The following is a 17,689-nucleotide window of genomic DNA, read 5'->3' as shown; positions in this document are numbered from 1 at the left end:
TTTGCAAAGTTATAATAGATGTGATATTCTAACACCACGCGAGTGATATGTCTAATCATCCGCAGTGGTATCTATAAACATTTCATTCATTTCGGAGCCGAAGAGTTATCAAGCAGAATTCCAAAGTGATGAATCAGTGACAAGTAAATAACGTTCGAAAGAATCGTGCGGTGTATGTGAATTAATGAAAATTCTACATAGATGTTGTAGTAGATTAGAATTTTTCAAAAACCTATTGACCTTTCCCTGAATATAGAGTAATATTTATGTAACGCAAAAACAGATTGCGCTCTATAATTTAAATTCTGTGAAGAGAAAGAGTAGAGATAAGAGATTTCCCTACAGAGAGCTGTCGGTGCTGAAAGACAGTGGGAGGCTTATTTTGAAAATCATCTCTGAGAAGGAAAGCTGAAAGAATCACATCAGGTAAGTTTTCACGGGGATTTCCCGTTATAGAAATCACGTATGATTGTACGTAGTGAGTATCACTTGTTTTAGAAGAACAGGGTGGTTGCGGAACTGATAATATGTCCGTCCCTATTTCAGGGGCGGACTTTTTGTATATATGATGCCAGTGACACAAGCTTTGCACTAATAGAAGCATAGATGTAGAAGAGTTAAAGCGTGGAGTAATCTGTAGGCATCATACTTATACACAACAAGAGAAAGGAGAAGATGCATGAGTAATCACACAGAGATCAGATGGCATGGCCGTGGCGGTCAGGGTGCCAAGACAGCAGCATTACTGTTAGCTGATGTTGCATTTAAGACAGGAAAATACGTACAGGGATTTCCGGAGTATGGTCCGGAGCGTATGGGTGCGCCGATCACAGCGTACAACAGAATCAGCGATGAGGTGATCCGTGTACATTCTAACATTTATGATCCAGAGTTCGTAGTTGTTGTAGACGAGTCACTTCTTGAGACTGTAGATGTAACAGCAGGACTGAAAAAAGAGGGGGCAATCCTTGTAAATACAGCCCGCCCGAAAGAAGAGATTATTCCACATCTGAAAGGATACGAAGGAAAACTTTACACGATAGATGCACACAAAGTATCTATGGAAGCTATGGGAAAATATTTCCCGAATACACCGCTTCTTGCAGCAATCGTAAAAGTTGCAAATATCATGGACGAAGAGACATTTTTAAGAGAGATGCAGGCTTCTTTCAAGCATAAATTCGCCAGCAAGCCAGAGGTTATCGACGGTAACATGAAGGCTCTTGAGATGGCACTGAAGGAGGTAAAATAATGGCTACAGATATCAGCAAATTAGGAGTTAAGACAAAATGGCAGGATCTGACTGAAGGAATGATCGTTGCCGGAGCAGGGACTTCAAAGGATTTCCACACCGGTGAGTGGACAAGTGTAAAGCCGGAATTTATTGAAGACAAATGTAAACAGTGCCTGTTATGTGTACCTGTCTGTCCGGACAGTTGTATCCCGGTTAAGGATATGAAAAGAGGCGCATTTGATTATGACCATTGCAAAGGATGCGGTATTTGTGTAAAAGCATGTCCGTTCGGTGCAATTACGATGGAAGGGGTGAAATAAGATGGCAGGAAAAAGAGATCGTTTATCAGGAAATGAAGCAATAGCAATCGCTTTAAGACAGATTAATCCGGACGTATTTCCGGCATTCCCAATTACACCATCTACGGAGATTCCACAGTATTTCGCTTCATTTGTAGCAAATGGACAGGTGGATACAGAATTTATCCCGGTCGAGAGTGAGCATAGTTCTATGTCAGCAGCAATCGGAGCATCCGCTGCAGGAGCACGAAGCCTTACAGCAACTTCTTCTTGTGGACTTGCTTATATGTGGGAGGAACTTTACATTGCAGCTTCTAACAGACTTCCGCTTGCACTTGCACTTGTAAACCGAGCACTGTCCGGTCCGATCAATATCAACTGTGATCATTCTGACAGTATGGGAGCAAGAGATGCAGGCTGGATTCAGATTTACGCAGAGAATAATCAGGAAGCTTATGACAACATGGTTCAGGCTTTCCGCATTTCCGAGCATAAAGATGTACGCCTTCCAATCATGATCTGTCAGGATGGATTTATCACAAGCCACGCCGTAGAGAACATTGAACTTCTGGAAGATGCAGACGTCAAGAATTTTGTTGGTGAGTATGAGCCGGAAGATTATCTTCTGAATCCAGAGTGCCCGATGGCAGTCGGCCCTTACTCTATTACAGATTATTATATGGAAGCAAAGCGTAACCAGGCAGAAGGAACAAGAAATGTCAGCCGTGTCGTAAAAGAAGTGGCTGAGGATTTTGAGAAGCTTTCCGGCAGAAAATACGGACTTTTCGAGGAGTATCGTATGGAAGATGCTGAACGTGCAGTTGTTATCATTGGTTCCGCAGCAGGAACAACAAAAGATGCAGTAGACAGACTTCGCGAGCAGGGAGAGAAAGTCGGACTGATTAAGATTCGTCTGTTCCGTCCATTCCCGGCTGATGAGATTGCAGAAGCATTGAAAAATGTCAAGGCAATCGCGATCATGGACCGTGCAGAGAGTTATACAAATCACGGTGGCCCACTTGGAGCAGATGTGATGTCTGCATTATTCCGTGCAAGAAGCCAGGCACTCGCAATTAACTATGTATATGGACTTGGTGGACGTGATGTGCGTGTCGAAGATATGGAAAATGTATACGAAACACTGAAACAGGTCATTGCAGATGGTGATGCCGGAGAAATGTATCGTTACATGGGAATCAGAGAATAAGGAGGCGCGAAGAAGATGAGTTATAATTTTAAAGAGACAATGAACAAACCAGAGCGTCTTGCTCCTGGACACAGAATGTGCGCCGGATGTGGCGGAACAATCGCAGTAAGAAATGTCCTTCGTGGTCTTCATGAAGGGGACAAAGCAGTCATCGGAAATGCAACAGGATGTCTGGAAGTTTCTACATTTACATATCCATACACAGCATGGGAAGACAGCTACATTCACAATGCATTTGAAAATGCAGGGGCAACACTCAGCGGTGTTGAAGGCGCTTACAAAGCGTTAAAGAGAAAAGGAAAATTACAGGATACAAACTACAAATTTATTACCTTTGGTGGAGACGGCGGTACATACGATATCGGACTGCAGTCATTATCCGGGGCAATGGAGCGTAATCAGGATCTTGTATATGTGTGCTACGATAACGGAGCTTATATGAACACAGGTATCCAGCGTTCTTCTGCAACACCAATGTATGCAGATACAACAACAACACCAGTTGGAAGCGAGAGCAATGGTAAACCGCAGAACAGAAAAGATCTGGCATCTGTAATTGCGGCACACGATATTCCGTACGTTGCACAGACTACATTTGTACAGAACTTTAAAGATCTGCACATCAAATCCGAAAAAGCTATCTATACACCGGGTGCAGCATTCCTAAACATTATGGCACCATGCCCGCGTGGATGGAGATACAACACACCAGACATTATGGAAATCTGTAAACTTGGTGTAGAGACATGTTACTGGCCACTGTTCGAGGTCGTAGAAGGAAAATGGATCCTGAACTATGAGCCAAAGAAGAAACTTCCAATCGAGGACTTCTTAAGACCACAGGGAAGATTCAAACATTTATTCAAGAAAGGTAACGAAGACCTTCTTGAGGCATTCCAGAAGGAAGTAGACAGAAGATGGGAAGACCTTCTGTTCAGATGTTCAAGATAAATGTAAGATGCGTTCATAATCTGCAGGCATGGAGCGGTAATAGGTTCGCTCCGGGCTTGTAGATATAGAATATAGTAAGATTTATGAATTAGGGAAATGAGGTAAAGGCATGGGACTTGCAATACCAATCGAGACAAGTGCAAGGCACATTCATCTGTGCCGGGAAGATTTTGAAATATTATTCGGAGAAGGAAAAGAGCTGACATTTAAGTCAGAACTCAGCCAGCCGGGACAGTTTGCCTGTGAAGAGCGCCTGGAGGTCCGCGGACCCAAAGGAGCATTCGAGAGGGTTGCAGTTCTTGGACCTTTCCGTGGGGAGACTCAGGTGGAAATCTCTATGACAGATTCCAGAAAACTGGGAATTCCAGGAATGATACGTCAGTCCGGAGACACTGCAGGGACACCTGGATGTACACTGGTGGGACCGTGTGGAAGCGTGGAATTAGACCACGGTGTGATTGTGGCAAAACGCCATATACACATGACACCGGTACAGGCATATCAGTTAAATGTAAAAGATAACGACTCTGTATTCGTCATTACACAGAGCTTTGAACGGGCACTGATATTCGCAGATGTCATCGTTCGCGTCAGTCCGCAGTTCGCACTTGCAATGCACGTAGATACAGACGAGGCAAATGCATTCGCAGGAACCGAGAACCCGACAGGAACACTGCTCAAGCTCTTCGGAGGAAAATCCGAAGAACTACAAAGATGGGCAGATGAGATTCAGAGTGGTATTCATCGGATATAAAATTATATAATACAGGCACAAGAATAGTCCTATAAGGCACGCTCGCGCTACCTTCCGCTGGTAGCGGTACGTAAGCGACCTCAATACGGTCGCTAAGTACCGACCGCTCCAGAGTACCTTTACGGACTATTCTTGTGCCTTATTTTATACTTTTAAGTCCTAGATTCGGGCAAGGAGGCACGCTCGCGCTACCCTCCGCTGGCAACACTTACGATTATGATTGCAGAATCAAAACTAGATGAAATGGAAATGATGATTACAGTTATTATGAATTGTATGAAATAGATTACTTGCACCTGTGTCGGTTTGTGTGTATACTTGATTTAGAATATTTGTGCGTGAGTGCTAAGAACAGGAGGTAGCGGTATGCGTGATTTTTTAGATAAGGTGAAGGAAATTTTTGACCGTGAATGGTCAGGTGAAGAGAAAGTTCTGATTATGCTTTGTTGTGTTCTTTTAGGAGTGATTTATGGATTTTTAATTTCTCCAATTAAAAAAGGAATTTCTTTTGGTAATAACAATGGAAATAATTATAATGAATTTGCAGATGATTACTGGTTAGATGACGAAGAGTAGAATAAAAAGTAAGAAATATTGATGCCGGATCAGAGTGATATGTGTCTGAAAATTTGGACATATTTTATGAGGTAACTTAGACAAATGAGGATTTTCTGTGTTGGACAGGAGGTCTTCATTTTTTATGCAGATATATATTTGCTCATAGGATTTAACTTTGCAATTGAGTTCTATTTGAAATATACACTATTAATCAATTGTCAGGATTGACAAAGCATCATTTTCTTTTTATAATCATAAACATGTGAGACAATGGCGTTTTCATCCTTGTATGAGAGCGCCCTTTTTTGCTATAAAAGTATTATCAATAGATAGCTTGGAAGCATGTTTACATGCATTACAGGCTATCTATTAGATAATCTGAGCTGCATGAACAAGAAGGGCGAAAGCCCGGATTGTGAATGTGGCAGCAGATGCGGGAGTGCAAAGCACGGAGCATCTGGATTTTATAGATTCAGATAGTAAAAAATAATACAAGCGGGAGGTTTCTTATGAACAATTACACACGCGAGGATATTTTGAGGATGGTTGAAGAGGAGGACGTTGGTTTCATTCGTCTTCAGTTCACAGATATGTATGGAACTTTGAAAAATGTAGCAATCACCAGCAGCCAGCTTGAGAAGGCGCTGGATAATGAGTGCATGTTCGATGGTTCTGCTATTGAAGGTTTTGCGAGAATGGAAGATTCGGATATGTATCTTCGCCCGGATCTGAATACATTTGAAATCTTTCCGTGGAGACCACAGCAGGGGAAAGTAGCAAGGCTGCTCTGTGATGTACAGAAAGCGGATGGCAGTATGTTTGAAAGTGATCCAAGATATGTGTTAAAGAAAGTGATTGCCGAAGCAAAAGAGATGGGGTATACATTTGACGTGGGACCAGAGTGTGAGTTCTTCTTATTCCATACGGACGAAGACGGACTTCCGACTACATTTTCTCATGAGAAGGCAAGCTATTTTGATCTGGGCCCGTTAGATTTAGGAGAAAATGCAAGGCGTGATATTGTTCTGACACTGGAGGATATGGGATTTGAAGTAGAAGAATCTCACCATGAATTTGCACCGGCACAGCATGAAGTGGATTTTAAATATGATGAGGCACTTTTAACTGCGGATAATATTATGACATTTAAACTAGTCGTAAAGACTATTGCCAAGCGTCACGGGCTTCATGCTACATTTATGCCGAAACCGAAGTACAATGAAAATGGCTCTGGTATGCATATGAATATGTCCCTTCATAATGAAGCGGGGGAAAATGTATTTAATGACAAGAATGACCCGAATGGTATGAGTAAAGAGGCATACTATTTTATTGGCGGTTTGATGAAGCACATTAAAGCCATGACATTTATCACGAATCCTATTGTAAATTCTTATAAACGGTTTGTGCCGGGATTTGAGGCACCGGTGCATATCGCATGGTCCAGAAAGAATCGGACGCCACTTATCCGAATTCCGGCAGACCGTGGGGGGAACGTCAGAATCGAACTTCGTAGTCCGGATACTGCAGCAAACCCTTATCTGGCACTGGCAGTATGTCTTTCAGCAGGACTGGACGGTATCCGTAGTAAGATCATGCCACCGGACAGCATCGACCGCAACTTATTTGAGATGAGCGAGGAAGAACTCAAAGAGGCAGGAGTAGAAAAGCTTCCAATGAATCTGATGGAAGCGTGTCAGGAATTTGAAAAAGACGAGTATATTAAAAATGTGCTTGGAAATGATCTGGTGCAGAAGTATACACAAGCTAAGAAAAAGGAATACGAGGAATATGTAACCCAGGTCACAGAATGGGAGCTTAATAAATATTTACATCGAATCTAAGCCTGCTGTTGTGTGAAATATTTCTTATCAGGGAGAAGAAAAGATTCAGGAAGCTGCTAAAAGCGGACAGAAGGTCGGTTTTATCAGCGATACACAGCAGGAGGTGGCAAATTGGTAGGTATTATAGTTGTATTTCCGAACAAGGATAATGCGACCAATATCCGAAATCTGTTAGTGCGTACAGGGCTTAATGTTACTGGAGTGTGCACGACAGGAGCGCAGGCGATGAACTACGCAGATTCTGTTGATGAAGGAATTATCGTGTGTGGATACAAACTAAAAGATATGATGTATTCAGAATTAAGAGAATATTTGCCGGATCGCTTTGAGATGCTTTTGATTGCGTCACAAGGGAAATGGGAAGAAGGGCTGGCAAGTGGTGTCATGGGACTGACTATGCCGATCAAAGCGTATGATCTTATGAATACCCTTCAGATGATGCTTCAAAATATGGACCGGCGGCGCAGAAAACGTAAGAAAATGATTAAGAGCAGGACTCCTGAACAGGAAGCATTGATCCGAAAAGCAAAAGAATTGCTGATGGCGCGAAATAATATGACAGAAGAAGAAGCACACCGGTATCTTCAGAAGAACAGTATGGACAGCGGAACGAATATCGTAGAGACAGCGGAGATGGTACTTAGCATTATGAATGAATAAAGATGGGAGAAATAATAAAAATGAAATTCACAAAAATGCAAGGTCTGGGGAACGATTACGTTTATGTAAATTGTTTCAAAGAAAAAATCGACAATCCACCTGAGGTGGCAAAGATTGTCAGTAACAGACATTTCGGAATCGGGTCAGACGGTCTGATCATGATCAATCCGTCTAAGGTGGCTGATTTTGAAATGGAGATGTATAATGCAGATGGTTCCAGAGGAGAAATGTGTGGAAATGGAATCCGTTGTGTCGCAAAGTATGTCTATGATTACGGACTGACTGATAAGACACACATTTCCGTGGAGACACTTGGAGGAATTAAATATCTGGATCTGACGGTGAAAGATGGAAAAGTTGCACTGGTACGTGTTGATATGGGAGAACCGGAGCTTGACCCGAAGAAAATTCCGATTATAATGAAAGGGTATTCCGATGAAACTGATAGGGTATTAAATGCTCAGATTAAAGTAGACGGGAAAGAGTATCATATGACTGGTGTATCAATGGGAAACCCTCACGATGTTGTCTATATTGATAATGTACAGGGACTTGACATTGAAAAAATCGGACCGAAGTTCGAGAACCATGAGAGATTTCCACAGCGGATTAATACAGAATTCGCAAGAGTTATCGACAGAAAGACCGTGGAAATGCGTGTGTGGGAGAGAGGATCCGGCGAGACACTTGCATGTGGAACTGGAGCATGTGCTGTAGCAGTCGCGAGCATTTTAAACGGATATACAGAGCGAGAAGTAGAAATCCGTCTTCTGGGAGGAAATCTTCAGATTGAATGGAATGAAGAAGATAATCATGTCTATATGACAGGTCCGGCGACCGTTGTATTTGACGGGGAGATAGAACTGTAAGAAGATATCACATAATGAATAAATAAAGGAGACTAGAAAGATGTTTAAAGTAAACGAAAATTATCTGAAATTACCAGGAAGTTACCTTTTTTCAACGATTGGAAAGAAAGTATCAGCATATCAGGCAGCTAATCCAGACAAGCAGATCATCCGTCTTGGAATCGGTGATGTAACACAGCCACTTGCACCAGCAATCATCGAGGCAATGCACAAGGCTGTTGATGAGATGGGCCATGCCGAGACATTTCACGGATATGCACCAGATCTTGGATACGAATTTTTAAGAAGCGCCATGGCAAAGAACGATTATCAAGATAAAGGCTGCGACATTCAGGCAGACGAAATCTTTATTTCTGATGGTGCAAAATGTGATTCAGGAAATATTCAGGAAATTTTTGCGGCAGACAGTAAGATTGCAGTGTGTGACCCGGTTTACCCTGTGTACGTTGATACAAATGTAATGGCAGGACGTACCGGAACTTACGATGCAAAGACAGAGACATGGAGCAATGTGATCTACATGCCTTGTACAAAAGAGACAAATTTTGCACCTGCGCTTCCAGAAGAGACACCAGATATCATCTATTTGTGTTTCCCAAACAATCCGACAGGGTCAACAATCACAAAAGCACAGCTTCAGGAGTGGGTAGATTACGCTAATAGAGTCGGAGCAGTCATCATCTACGACTCTGCATATGAAGCATATATCTCCGAGTCAGACGTACCACACACCATTTACGAGTGCGAAGGAGCAAGAACATGCGCAATAGAGCTTCGAAGCTTCTCTAAGAATGCAGGATTTACAGGAGTACGTCTTGGAGCAACCGTTATTCCAAAAGATCTGAAATCTGGTGATGTTATGCTTCATTCCCTGTGGGCAAGACGTCATGGAACAAAATACAACGGAGCACCTTACATCGTACAACGTGCAGGAGAAGCAGTATATAGTGAAGCAGGAAAGGCTCAGTTAAAAGATCAGGTCGCTTATTACATGAACAATGCAAAGACCATCAAACAAGGACTGAAAGACGCAGGATACAACGTATCCGGCGGCGTGAATGCACCATATATCTGGTTAGAAGTACCAAAAGGAATGACATCCTGGGATTTCTTCGATTATCTGCTTGAAAAAGCAAACGTAGTCGGAACACCAGGTTCAGGATTCGGACCAAGCGGAGAAGGATATTTCCGCCTGACAGCATTCGGAACACACGAAAACACAGTAGCAGCAATCAAAAGAATCAAAGAAATGTAAATTGTAGTAAAATTGTAGATGGGGACGGTAGCATTTTGTTAAAATGCTACCGTCCCCATCAGCGAAAAAATGTCTGGTGAAAAAGGGAAAATGCAAAAAATCTATTGACATTCTCTTGAATATGTGTATAATTAATATTCGCTGGACAAATAAAACAGCAGAGTAAGTCACACTAATGCGGATTGGTGTAATGGCAGCACAGCAGACTCTGACTCTGTTAGTAGAGGTTCGAGTCCTCTATCCGTAGTTATTGATGCTGAGTATTTCGTAAGAGATACTCAGCATTTTGCGTATACGGGCGCTGCGTTCGGGACGGAGAGTGTGAAAGAGTAAATATTGACACTTTTTACTTTCACACAATAGATGCAGATTTTCTAATATATTTCAGCTAGAAAATGAGAGATATAAATTTGATGAAAAATTGCGAAAAAATAAAAAAAAGGGTATTGACTTTTTTTCAGAATTAAGTATAATAATATTTGTTCGCTGATAACGCAGAACATCACACTAATGCGGATTGGTGTAATGGCAGCACAGCAGACTCTGACTCTGTTAGTAGAGGTTCGAGTCCTCTATCCGTAGTTCCTTGGCAGGGGCGCCGGATACTTGAATGAGTATCCGGTTACTTAATTTTAATTAAAGAATGTATCGGAGTGTGGCTCAGCTTGGTAGAGCGCTACGTTCGGGACGTAGAGGTCGCAAGTTCAAATCTTGTCACTCCGACTATGATTGGTCGCAAAGCTGATATATGGTTAGTTTTGTGGCTTTTCTTTTTTTGTAAAGTTGTAGTTTAAATATTTTCCATGGTATACTGAGTTTATAGAGTTGGAAGGGGGAATATTATGACTGATAAAAAAGAAAAGTCAATGATACAGTATTTCTTATTATTCATGTTTAGTTTTGAAATTCTATTTATTTTTTTGGGGATTTTATATAATCAGGTGTTTCATTTAAAAAAATTCTCAGAAGGTTATATTTTGATGCTTTTACCAACCATGAGTACTTTGTTTGCAAAACAACGGGCATCAAGTCAGAATGAATCCAATAAATTTTTTAAGTTTTATAAAATTTGTTTTGCAGGAATGACGATATATACTGTAATATCTGTTGTTATTCCAAGTAGTGCCGTTATATCTCAAATATTGATGATAGCTGAATCATTATGTAGTATTTACTTTTTACAATCCATTGGAGAAAATACTTTGGCAAATATAGGTCTGTCTTATAATGTTTCGTTTAAGGAAGTATTGAAATATGCGTTGCTTTATATCGCTATTTTTATTCTTATGGTTCGAGTGGAATTCGTATGTGATTATCTAAAAACAGGAGATGTAGCGCAATTAAAGGTTCCATTGGCAGATGTGAAACAGCTAGTTGGTTTTGTTCCACTGTTTATCTTTACATTTATTGTATTCTTGGGCGAGGAATATGGTTGGGGATATTTTATGTTTCCATTGCTGGAGAAGGAATATGGGGTTTATAAAGCAATATTTTTCCTTGGAACGATAGAAGTGCTTTTTCATTTGCCGATAGATTATATGATAACTAAACTTCCAATTACTTTTTTTATTGGACGGTCTGTTATGCTTATTAGCCATACAATTTTTATGTGTTGGATTTATAAGCGGACATCAACTATATGGATTGCAGTGGTGATTCATTTCTTAAATAATAATTTATTAGGATTATGGAAATTAACAGAGAATAGCTTTACATTTTCAACGCCATTGGCAGTCATTTGTTATGTTGTAATATTCGGCTCGTTTATCTTTTCAAAAACATTAAAAAATCAAAGAAAGCCAGTTGCAAAGGAATTTTCTGTGCTATAATGAAAGAACAGCTTGATTGTGCCAAGGCACATTCATTGTTCTAGGAGTGACATCATGAAAATAGGTATTTTTGACTCGGGCATGGGTGGGTTGTCTGTTCTGCACCGTGCACTTCGCATGATACCAGAAGCAGATTTTCTCTATTATGCGGACGAGGAGCACGTCCCATATGGGGAAAAAACAAGAGAGCAAGTCCGGGGATATATTGACGAAATTATAGCATTTATGATAAAGAAGCAGGTAGATGCGATTGTGATTGCCTGCAATACAGCTACGAGTGTGGCCACAAAAGAATACAGAAGTCAGTTTCCACTGCCGATTGTGGGCATGGAACCGGCAGTGAAAAAAGCAGTAGAAGAATATGCTGACAGACCGGGAAGAATCCTGGTGGCAGCAACACCAATCACAATTCAAGGAGACAAGCTTCATCACTTGGTGGACCGGGTGGATAAGCGTGATATGGTAGATCTGGTTGCGCTCCCAAAGCTGGTTAGATTTGCAGAGCAGGAAATATTTGATCAGGATCAGGTTGTGCCGTATCTTAAGGAGGCGCTGAAGGATTATCCATTAGAGGAATATAAAGCATTTGTCCTTGGCTGTACGCATTTTAATTATTTCAAAGAGAGCTATCAGGAGATTTTCCCGAATAAGATAGAATTTGTAGATGGAAATGAAGGAGCACTTCGGGAATTAATCCGTAGAATGGAAAAAGAGTGTGATACGATCAGTGTGAAGAATGGGGCTAATGATGCAGAGGAATTTTCAAAAACTGATCGGGTTACATATTATTTTTCTGGTAAGCAGATTTCAGCGGCAGACCAGATACGTATTGACAAATATATGTGTCAGTTAGACCGAATGGCACTTATATAAAATCCCATATAAAGGAGGATGACAAATATGAGGTATCAGATTCAGGGAGATACTCTTCCGGTTGTGATCTGCCAGCTTGAAGCGGGTGAGCGGATGATTACGGAAGGAGGCGGTATGTCCTGGATGTCTCCGAACATGAAGATGGAGACAACGACCAATGGAGGGATTGGGAAAGCTGTAGGAAGAATGTTCTCAGGAGAGAAGATGTTCCAGAATATTTACACTGCACAGGGAGGCAACGGAATGATCGCATTTGCTTCTTGCTTTCCAGGATCGATTCGTGCATTTAACATCAGACCGGGGCAGGAAATGATCTTCCAGAAGAGTGCATTTCTGGCAAGTGAAGCGGGAGTACAGTTGTCTGTACATTTCCATAAGAAAGTGGCTTCCGGATTATTTGGAGGAGAAGGATTTGTTCTTCAGAAAGTCAGCGGACAGGGAGTTGCATTTGCGGAATTTGACGGACATGTAGTGGAATATGAACTGCAGCCGGGACAGCAGATTGTGATTGATACGGGACATCTTGCAGCAATGACAGCCAGTTGTCAGATGGATATTCAGACTGTGCCGGGCGTGAAGAATATGCTTTTTGGAGGCGAAGGGCTGTTTAATACCGTGATTACAGGACCGGGAAGGGTATGGCTTCAGACAATGCCGATCAGTAATGTTGCCGGGGCACTCAGACCATATATTCCGTCAGGCTCATAAGGTGAGGTATTTATAAGGCGCACGGATAAAAAACTGGTTATTATAGGTGCAATTCAAATTTGCATATAGCCAAGTTTTGAATCCGTGCGTTTATAATTTTAACAATACAGGAATAGAGGAAGTGAGATGGAAATGGAGAAGGTGAAGAAGGAGCTCATGCATATGTTTCATGCGTGGAGAATATTGTTAGGGAGTCTGGTGAAATGGATTCTATTATCGATTGTGATTGGCGGTGTGATCGGTGTCATCGCCAGTGCATTTGCGAATCTGATCACGTGGGCAACGGACTTTCGTATGGGGCATATGTGGATGGTATATCTGCTGCCTTTTGCAGGTCTCATGATTGTTTTTCTTTATCATGTTACGGGGCAAGAGAAGAATGCCGGAACAGATATGGTGCTTATGGTAGTACGGTCAGATCAGAATACGATGCCGGGAAGAGTGGCACCATTGATTTTGATTGCGACAGCTTTGACGCATTTGTTTGGAGGTTCTGCCGGCCGGGAAGGTGCGGCACTTCAGTTTGGGGCAAGCCTCGGAAATTGGCTGGGACGTAAGATACATTTGAATGAGAGTGATAAACGTATTATGACGCTGGCGGGTATGAGCGCAGCTTTTGCAGCACTATTTGGAACGCCGATGGCAGCAGCAGTGTTCCCGATGGAGGTTATCAGCGTCGGGATTATGTATTATGCAGCGCTCGTTCCGTGCGTGTTCTCCGCATTTATCGGAGAGCGGATTTCAATCTTTATGGGAGTTCGGACATTGACTGCGCCGTATCCCGTAGAAGAAGTTCCGAATTTTTATGGAATCGCGTGGGGAAAAGCAATTCTTCTGGCAATCTGTTTTGCATTTGCCGGAGCGCTGTTTTGCGTGATGTTACATATTTTTGAAAAGCAGTTGAAAAAATGGTTTCAGAATCCGTACCTTCGTGTGTTTGTTGGAGGTGTGACAGTCGTTCTTTTGTGGAAGATTACGGGAACAGATACCTATCTGGGGCTTGGTGGAGGTACGATTGCGCAGAGCTTTGCAGAACCGCAGAAATTGTGGGTTTTTTTGCTGAAAATACTATTTACATGTATCACACTTTGTTCTGGTTTTAAAGGCGGTGAGATAGTCCCGTCACTGTTTATTGGGGCGACATTCGGCTCCGCACTGGCACCGATATTTGGCTTGCCGGTAGATATCTGTGCAGCGTGTGGCATGGTAGGCGTGTTCTGTGCTGTGACAAACAGTCCGATCAGCTCCCTTCTGATTGCATTTGAGCTGTTTGGATTTGCAGGAATGCCGTATTTCTGTACCGTAATAGCAGTCAGCTATCTGCTGTCTGGATATCAGAGCCTTTATAAAGCGCAGAAGATTGTGTACTCCAAGACGGAAAATAAATACATAGATAGAAATACGACCTCTTAAAATAATAAAAATGCCACACAGACAGGTGACGAAAGAAAGCCTTGAATCTGTGTGGCGCTTTTGCTAAAAAAACAATCAATTGAAATTAGTTAGCGTCGCAGGACTGCAATCACGACTCCGAATTTTAGCCATTGTACCATATCGGTATGATTGTTCGGGTCAACTGTGATAATATCGCCATAACCGTTGATCGGGAGCAGCTGACAAGGATTTCCCTGTTGCATCTTGCGGATAAATGCGCGGCCGGTCGGCTTGTGGATCAGGATACAGGTGTCACCGTCACGCGGAGGTTTCTTTGAAATTCCCAGGATATCATTTCTGACATACACAGGATTAAGGTGGTTGGAAGTAATGCGAATGCCACAATGCAGGCGTTCACCATATTTCTTAATATATTCTGGACAGTAGATACGTTCTTCATTCGCAGAATCCAGTACCATACCATCTTCCATGTTGCCGGTCAGTACAAGAACATCCAGCATATTTTCTGAATCCTGCTCGTGACTCATCATTTCCAGTTCGAAATCAATCTTGCCACTGATGTATGCCTTCTGGCGATTATTTAACAGACGAAACTTTTTCAGACATTCCATTTCCGGATTATCATTTCCAAATAACTCATAAAGAAAATGCCCTGTCAGTTTGTAGATTTGCATGGCGATCATGATATCAATTTTGTCAGTCCTCCGAGAAATGATATTTTTGTAAGTAGACACTGAAATTTCCAGTTTGGATGCAAATTCTGCCTGTGTCATTCCAAGATTTAAACGTTCCTTTTCCAAATTCTGGACAAAACAGTCCAATAATACATTTTTCGTCATATTTGTCTCGATTTCCCCTTTTTTGTTTGCTGGAATAATGGACAAAAAACTGACCATTTATAAAATGATGTTGAAAAAAAGTCGTAAATTTCGGTTAAGTAATTAGCTTAGTAGTTGGATATAATACTTTATGTAAGTATTATATCAAGTGCATTTTTTTAAATCAACTACAGAATCAGGGGGGACGTAACATGGAGAATGCAACATTACAAGTTTTATCGAAATGCAATATTACGCCAAAATATAAAGGGTATACATATTTACCAGTGGCGGTCAGACTGGCGGATCAGTACATGAGAGAGCCGCTGTGCATTATGGCTGATATTTATCCTGTTATTGGACAAATCTATGACGAATCGCCAAGAAAAGTAGAGCGGGCAATCCGGAAGGTTGTAGAAGTGGGGTGGCAGAACAACCGGGAATATATGGTGGAGATTATGGGATTTGGTGCGAAGAAATGTCCTGGAAGCGCGCAGTTTATTGATGCACTTGTGTATTATATCAACTGGAAGATGACTCACACCTCGCAGCAAGAATGCCGAGGCATTCTTGAAACTCAACAGTAATCCACAGCCAGCTTTGAGAGGAATTGTCTAAGAGAAGATTGAAAGAAAGGAAAAGAACAAAAAAAGAACATAAAAAAGTTGAAAAAATGTCTTGCAAAGAAAAAAAACATGTGCTAACATAAGAGCATCTTTTTAGAGACAGTATAAAAAATGCAAAGAAAGAGACTCTGTTCGTGATAACTTGACAGGAATATGACGCCACCGACTGAGAGCGTCATTTGAGGGAAAGGAACAATAGGGAACACTCTGGAGCAGACTGAGCGAAAGCAATTCAGGTTTAAATTTACAGCAATTGCAGGTAGAGCAGTACGCTGGCACGCGTTATGTGCGAGAGATGAATTCAAAGACGAGTTCAAAAGCGGGTGGTACCGCGGATATTAAGATAATCCGTCCCGGAATACGATTATGTATTCCGGGACTTTTTGCATTAAGAAAGATACTTTCTGAAAGAAAAATATTAAAAGAGTAATAAAATGGAACAAAATTTAACAGGAGGGAAACAGTCATGGAATACCAGACAGGCGTAAAGAAGAAAGATACATTGGAGATTACAGAACTTTTAAATGCAAAGACCAGCGAGGCAGTAAAAGTCAATGGTGCAGTGCATACAATCCGTGATATGGGGACAGTTGCATTTGTAATCTTAAGAAAAAGAGAAGGCCTGCTCCAGTGTGTATACGAAGAAGGCAGTGCCACATTTGATCTGAAAGAAATCAAAGAAGCATCAACGCTTGAAGTCGAAGGGGTGCTTGAGCAGAATGAAAAAGCGCCGAATGGCATTGAAATCCGCATGAAAAAAGTTAAAATCTTAAGTCAGCCGGAAGATGAGATGATGCCGCTTGCAATTTCCAAGTGGAAATTAAACACTTCTCTGGAGGCAAAGTTAAATTATCGTTCCATTTCTCTTAGAAATATCAGGGAGCGTGCAAAATTCCGGATTCAGGAAGGACTGACAAGAGCATTTCGTGATTTTCTATATAGTCAGGAATTTACTGAAATTCATACACCGAAGATTGGAGCCAAAAGTGCAGAAGGTGGTGCAAACTTATTTAAGCTGGAATATTTCCACCGCCCGGCAGTGCTCCAGCAAAGTCCTCAGTTCTACAAACAGATGATGGTCGGTGTGTTTGACCGGGTATTTGAAACGGCGCCGGTGTTCCGTGCTGAGAAGCATAATACGAAGAGACATTTGAACGAATATACGAGTCTGGACTTCGAGATTGGCTATATTGATGGATTTGAGGATATTATGGGAATGGAGACAGGATTTCTCCAGTATGCCATGGAACTTTTAAAAAAAGATTATGCCAGAGAACTGAAGATTCTGAATGTGGAACTTCCGAAAGTAGATCAGATTCCGGCAGTAAAATTCAGTGAGATCAAAGAGCTGGTAGCTGAGAAATATAATCACAAGATGCGTAACCCATTTGATCTGGAGCCGGAAGAAGAAGTACTGATCGGAAAATATGCAAAAGAAGAGTGGGGCAGCGATTTTGTATTTGTTACGCACTATCCGTCCAAGAAGCGTCCATTTTACGCGATGGACGATCCGGAGGATCCGAAATATACACTGAGCTTTGATCTTCTCTTCCGTGGTCTTGAGATTACGACCGGAGGTCAGAGAATCCACGATTATCAGACACTTCTAAAGAAGATTGAAGTAAGAGGCATGACGACAGAAGGTATGGATCAGTATCTAGCTACATTTAAACATGGCATGCCGCCACACGGAGGACTGGGAATTGGACTGGAACGCTTGACGATGCAGCTGCTTGGGGAGGATAATGTAAGAGAAACAACATTATTCCCAAGAGACTTAAGCAGACTGGAGCCATAGAGAATTCCCAG

Annotated in this window: 17 protein-coding genes, 3 tRNA genes and 1 other annotated feature; of the genes, 19 read left to right on the top strand and 1 reads right to left on the bottom strand. The window is 41.7% G+C overall.

Annotation, left to right across the window (positions count from 1 at the left end; genetic code table 11):
- Window positions 1-298: 298 nt before the first annotated feature.
- Window positions 299-542: a binding site (T-box leader), on the top strand.
- Between the two features lie 137 nt (window positions 543-679).
- The 17 genes from LI164_RS05720 (at window position 680) to LI164_RS05640 (ending at window position 14,454) form a co-directional block, all read left to right on the top strand.
- The gene (locus LI164_RS05720; protein WP_005340983.1) at window positions 680-1,252 is read left to right on the top strand and encodes a 2-oxoacid:acceptor oxidoreductase family protein; all 573 of its coding nucleotides are present in this window, start codon (window positions 680-682) and stop codon (window positions 1,250-1,252) included.
- Window positions 1,252-1,554: a 4Fe-4S binding protein gene (locus LI164_RS05715; protein ID WP_005330565.1), complete on the top strand. Its 303-nt coding sequence runs from the start codon at window positions 1,252-1,254 to the stop codon at window positions 1,552-1,554. Before LI164_RS05720 ends, LI164_RS05715 begins: the two co-directional genes overlap by 1 nt.
- 1 nt (window position 1,555) lies before the next feature.
- On the top strand, window positions 1,556-2,740 hold the full coding sequence (porA, locus tag LI164_RS05710) for a 2-ketoisovalerate ferredoxin oxidoreductase subunit alpha (protein ID WP_005330570.1): 1,185 nt from the start codon (window positions 1,556-1,558) through the stop codon (window positions 2,738-2,740).
- 15 nt (window positions 2,741-2,755) lie between these two features.
- Window positions 2,756-3,691 carry a thiamine pyrophosphate-dependent enzyme gene (locus LI164_RS05705; RefSeq protein WP_005330572.1) on the top strand — a complete coding sequence of 312 codons (936 nt, stop codon included), beginning with the start codon at window positions 2,756-2,758 and terminating at the stop codon, window positions 3,689-3,691.
- 109 nt (window positions 3,692-3,800) lie between these two features.
- Complete coding sequence (gene pduL / locus LI164_RS05700) at window positions 3,801-4,445, top strand: phosphate propanoyltransferase (RefSeq protein ID WP_005330573.1); 645 nt, start codon at window positions 3,801-3,803, stop codon at window positions 4,443-4,445.
- 366 nt (window positions 4,446-4,811) lie between these two features.
- Window positions 4,812-5,021, top strand: coding sequence for a hypothetical protein (locus tag LI164_RS05695; RefSeq protein WP_005330586.1), 210 nt, complete (start codon window positions 4,812-4,814; stop codon window positions 5,019-5,021).
- A 491-nt stretch (window positions 5,022-5,512) separates the two neighbouring features.
- Entirely contained in the window at window positions 5,513-6,847 is a 1,335-nt protein-coding gene (locus LI164_RS05690; protein ID WP_215650883.1) for a glutamine synthetase family protein, read from the top strand.
- Between the two features lie 111 nt (window positions 6,848-6,958).
- Complete coding sequence (locus LI164_RS05685) at window positions 6,959-7,507, top strand: ANTAR domain-containing response regulator (RefSeq protein WP_227086867.1); 549 nt, start codon at window positions 6,959-6,961, stop codon at window positions 7,505-7,507.
- Window positions 7,508-7,527: 20 nt separating this feature from the next.
- A complete protein-coding gene (gene dapF, locus LI164_RS05680) occupies window positions 7,528-8,376 on the top strand; it encodes a diaminopimelate epimerase (protein ID WP_227086866.1) in 849 nt (282 codons plus the stop codon).
- A 40-nt stretch (window positions 8,377-8,416) separates the two neighbouring features.
- On the top strand, window positions 8,417-9,631 hold the full coding sequence (locus LI164_RS05675; RefSeq protein WP_005330592.1) for an LL-diaminopimelate aminotransferase: 1,215 nt from the start codon (window positions 8,417-8,419) through the stop codon (window positions 9,629-9,631).
- 176 nt (window positions 9,632-9,807) lie between these two features.
- Window positions 9,808-9,878: transfer RNA gene (locus tag LI164_RS05670), tRNA-Gln, on the top strand.
- A gap of 264 nt (window positions 9,879-10,142) precedes the next feature.
- Window positions 10,143-10,213 (top strand) — tRNA-Gln (locus LI164_RS05665).
- A gap of 67 nt (window positions 10,214-10,280) precedes the next feature.
- Window positions 10,281-10,354, top strand: a tRNA-Pro gene (locus LI164_RS05660).
- A gap of 119 nt (window positions 10,355-10,473) precedes the next feature.
- Window positions 10,474-11,460: a CPBP family intramembrane glutamic endopeptidase gene (locus tag LI164_RS05655; protein WP_005330594.1), complete on the top strand. Its 987-nt coding sequence runs from the start codon at window positions 10,474-10,476 to the stop codon at window positions 11,458-11,460.
- 54 nt (window positions 11,461-11,514) lie between these two features.
- Complete coding sequence (gene murI, locus LI164_RS05650; RefSeq protein ID WP_005330595.1) at window positions 11,515-12,333, top strand: glutamate racemase; 819 nt, start codon at window positions 11,515-11,517, stop codon at window positions 12,331-12,333.
- Between the two features lie 27 nt (window positions 12,334-12,360).
- Window positions 12,361-13,041 carry a TIGR00266 family protein gene (locus LI164_RS05645; protein ID WP_040015240.1) on the top strand — a complete coding sequence of 227 codons (681 nt, stop codon included), beginning with the start codon at window positions 12,361-12,363 and terminating at the stop codon, window positions 13,039-13,041.
- 126 nt (window positions 13,042-13,167) lie between these two features.
- Entirely contained in the window at window positions 13,168-14,454 is a 1,287-nt protein-coding gene (locus LI164_RS05640) for a chloride channel protein (protein WP_005330599.1), read from the top strand.
- Window positions 14,455-14,543: 89 nt separating this feature from the next.
- Here the strand turns inward: LI164_RS05640 and LI164_RS05635 are convergent, their stop codons facing one another.
- Window positions 14,544-15,275 carry a helix-turn-helix transcriptional regulator gene (locus LI164_RS05635; RefSeq protein WP_040015245.1) on the bottom strand — a complete coding sequence of 244 codons (732 nt, stop codon included), beginning with the start codon at window positions 15,273-15,275 and terminating at the stop codon, window positions 14,544-14,546.
- Between the two features lie 191 nt (window positions 15,276-15,466).
- Between LI164_RS05635 and LI164_RS05630 the strand changes: the two genes are divergently transcribed.
- On the top strand, window positions 15,467-15,841 hold the full coding sequence (locus tag LI164_RS05630; RefSeq protein WP_005330620.1) for a sporulation initiation factor Spo0A C-terminal domain-containing protein: 375 nt from the start codon (window positions 15,467-15,469) through the stop codon (window positions 15,839-15,841).
- Between the two features lie 505 nt (window positions 15,842-16,346).
- Window positions 16,347-17,678 carry an aspartate--tRNA(Asn) ligase gene (gene aspS / locus LI164_RS05625; RefSeq protein ID WP_005330626.1) on the top strand — a complete coding sequence of 444 codons (1,332 nt, stop codon included), beginning with the start codon at window positions 16,347-16,349 and terminating at the stop codon, window positions 17,676-17,678.
- Window positions 17,679-17,689: the final 11 nt, after the last annotated feature.

Source organism: Dorea sp. 210702-DFI.3.125, assembly GCF_020560945.1.
In the GTDB taxonomy this organism is placed as follows: domain Bacteria; phylum Bacillota; class Clostridia; order Lachnospirales; family Lachnospiraceae; genus Dorea; species Dorea formicigenerans.
Note: the sequence above shows the minus strand (reverse complement) of the source record. Positions and strands in the feature narration are given on the sequence as shown.

What these genes read in the sequence shown, in the direction of transcription:
- LI164_RS05675 (WP_005330592.1), top strand. Translation starts at nt 8,417, where the DNA reads ATGTTTAAAGTAAACGAAAATTATCTGAAATTACCAGGAAGTTACCTT.
- aspS (WP_005330626.1), top strand. Translation starts at nt 16,347, where the DNA reads ATGGAATACCAGACAGGCGTAAAGAAGAAAGATACATTGGAGATTACA.
- LI164_RS05630 (WP_005330620.1), top strand. Translation starts at nt 15,467, where the DNA reads ATGGAGAATGCAACATTACAAGTTTTATCGAAATGCAATATTACGCCA.
- LI164_RS05705 (WP_005330572.1), top strand. Translation starts at nt 2,756, where the DNA reads ATGAGTTATAATTTTAAAGAGACAATGAACAAACCAGAGCGTCTTGCT.
- LI164_RS05695 (WP_005330586.1), top strand. Translation starts at nt 4,812, where the DNA reads ATGCGTGATTTTTTAGATAAGGTGAAGGAAATTTTTGACCGTGAATGG.
- LI164_RS05635 (WP_040015245.1), bottom strand. Translation starts at nt 15,275, where the DNA reads ATGACGAAAAATGTATTATTGGACTGTTTTGTCCAGAATTTGGAAAAG.
- LI164_RS05715 (WP_005330565.1), top strand. Translation starts at nt 1,252, where the DNA reads ATGGCTACAGATATCAGCAAATTAGGAGTTAAGACAAAATGGCAGGAT.
- dapF (WP_227086866.1), top strand. Translation starts at nt 7,528, where the DNA reads ATGAAATTCACAAAAATGCAAGGTCTGGGGAACGATTACGTTTATGTA.
- murI (WP_005330595.1), top strand. Translation starts at nt 11,515, where the DNA reads ATGAAAATAGGTATTTTTGACTCGGGCATGGGTGGGTTGTCTGTTCTG.
- LI164_RS05690 (WP_215650883.1), top strand. Translation starts at nt 5,513, where the DNA reads ATGAACAATTACACACGCGAGGATATTTTGAGGATGGTTGAAGAGGAG.
- pduL (WP_005330573.1), top strand. Translation starts at nt 3,801, where the DNA reads ATGGGACTTGCAATACCAATCGAGACAAGTGCAAGGCACATTCATCTG.
- LI164_RS05720 (WP_005340983.1), top strand. Translation starts at nt 680, where the DNA reads ATGAGTAATCACACAGAGATCAGATGGCATGGCCGTGGCGGTCAGGGT.
- LI164_RS05655 (WP_005330594.1), top strand. Translation starts at nt 10,474, where the DNA reads ATGACTGATAAAAAAGAAAAGTCAATGATACAGTATTTCTTATTATTC.
- porA (WP_005330570.1), top strand. Translation starts at nt 1,556, where the DNA reads ATGGCAGGAAAAAGAGATCGTTTATCAGGAAATGAAGCAATAGCAATC.
- LI164_RS05640 (WP_005330599.1), top strand. Translation starts at nt 13,168, where the DNA reads ATGGAAATGGAGAAGGTGAAGAAGGAGCTCATGCATATGTTTCATGCG.
- LI164_RS05645 (WP_040015240.1), top strand. Translation starts at nt 12,361, where the DNA reads ATGAGGTATCAGATTCAGGGAGATACTCTTCCGGTTGTGATCTGCCAG.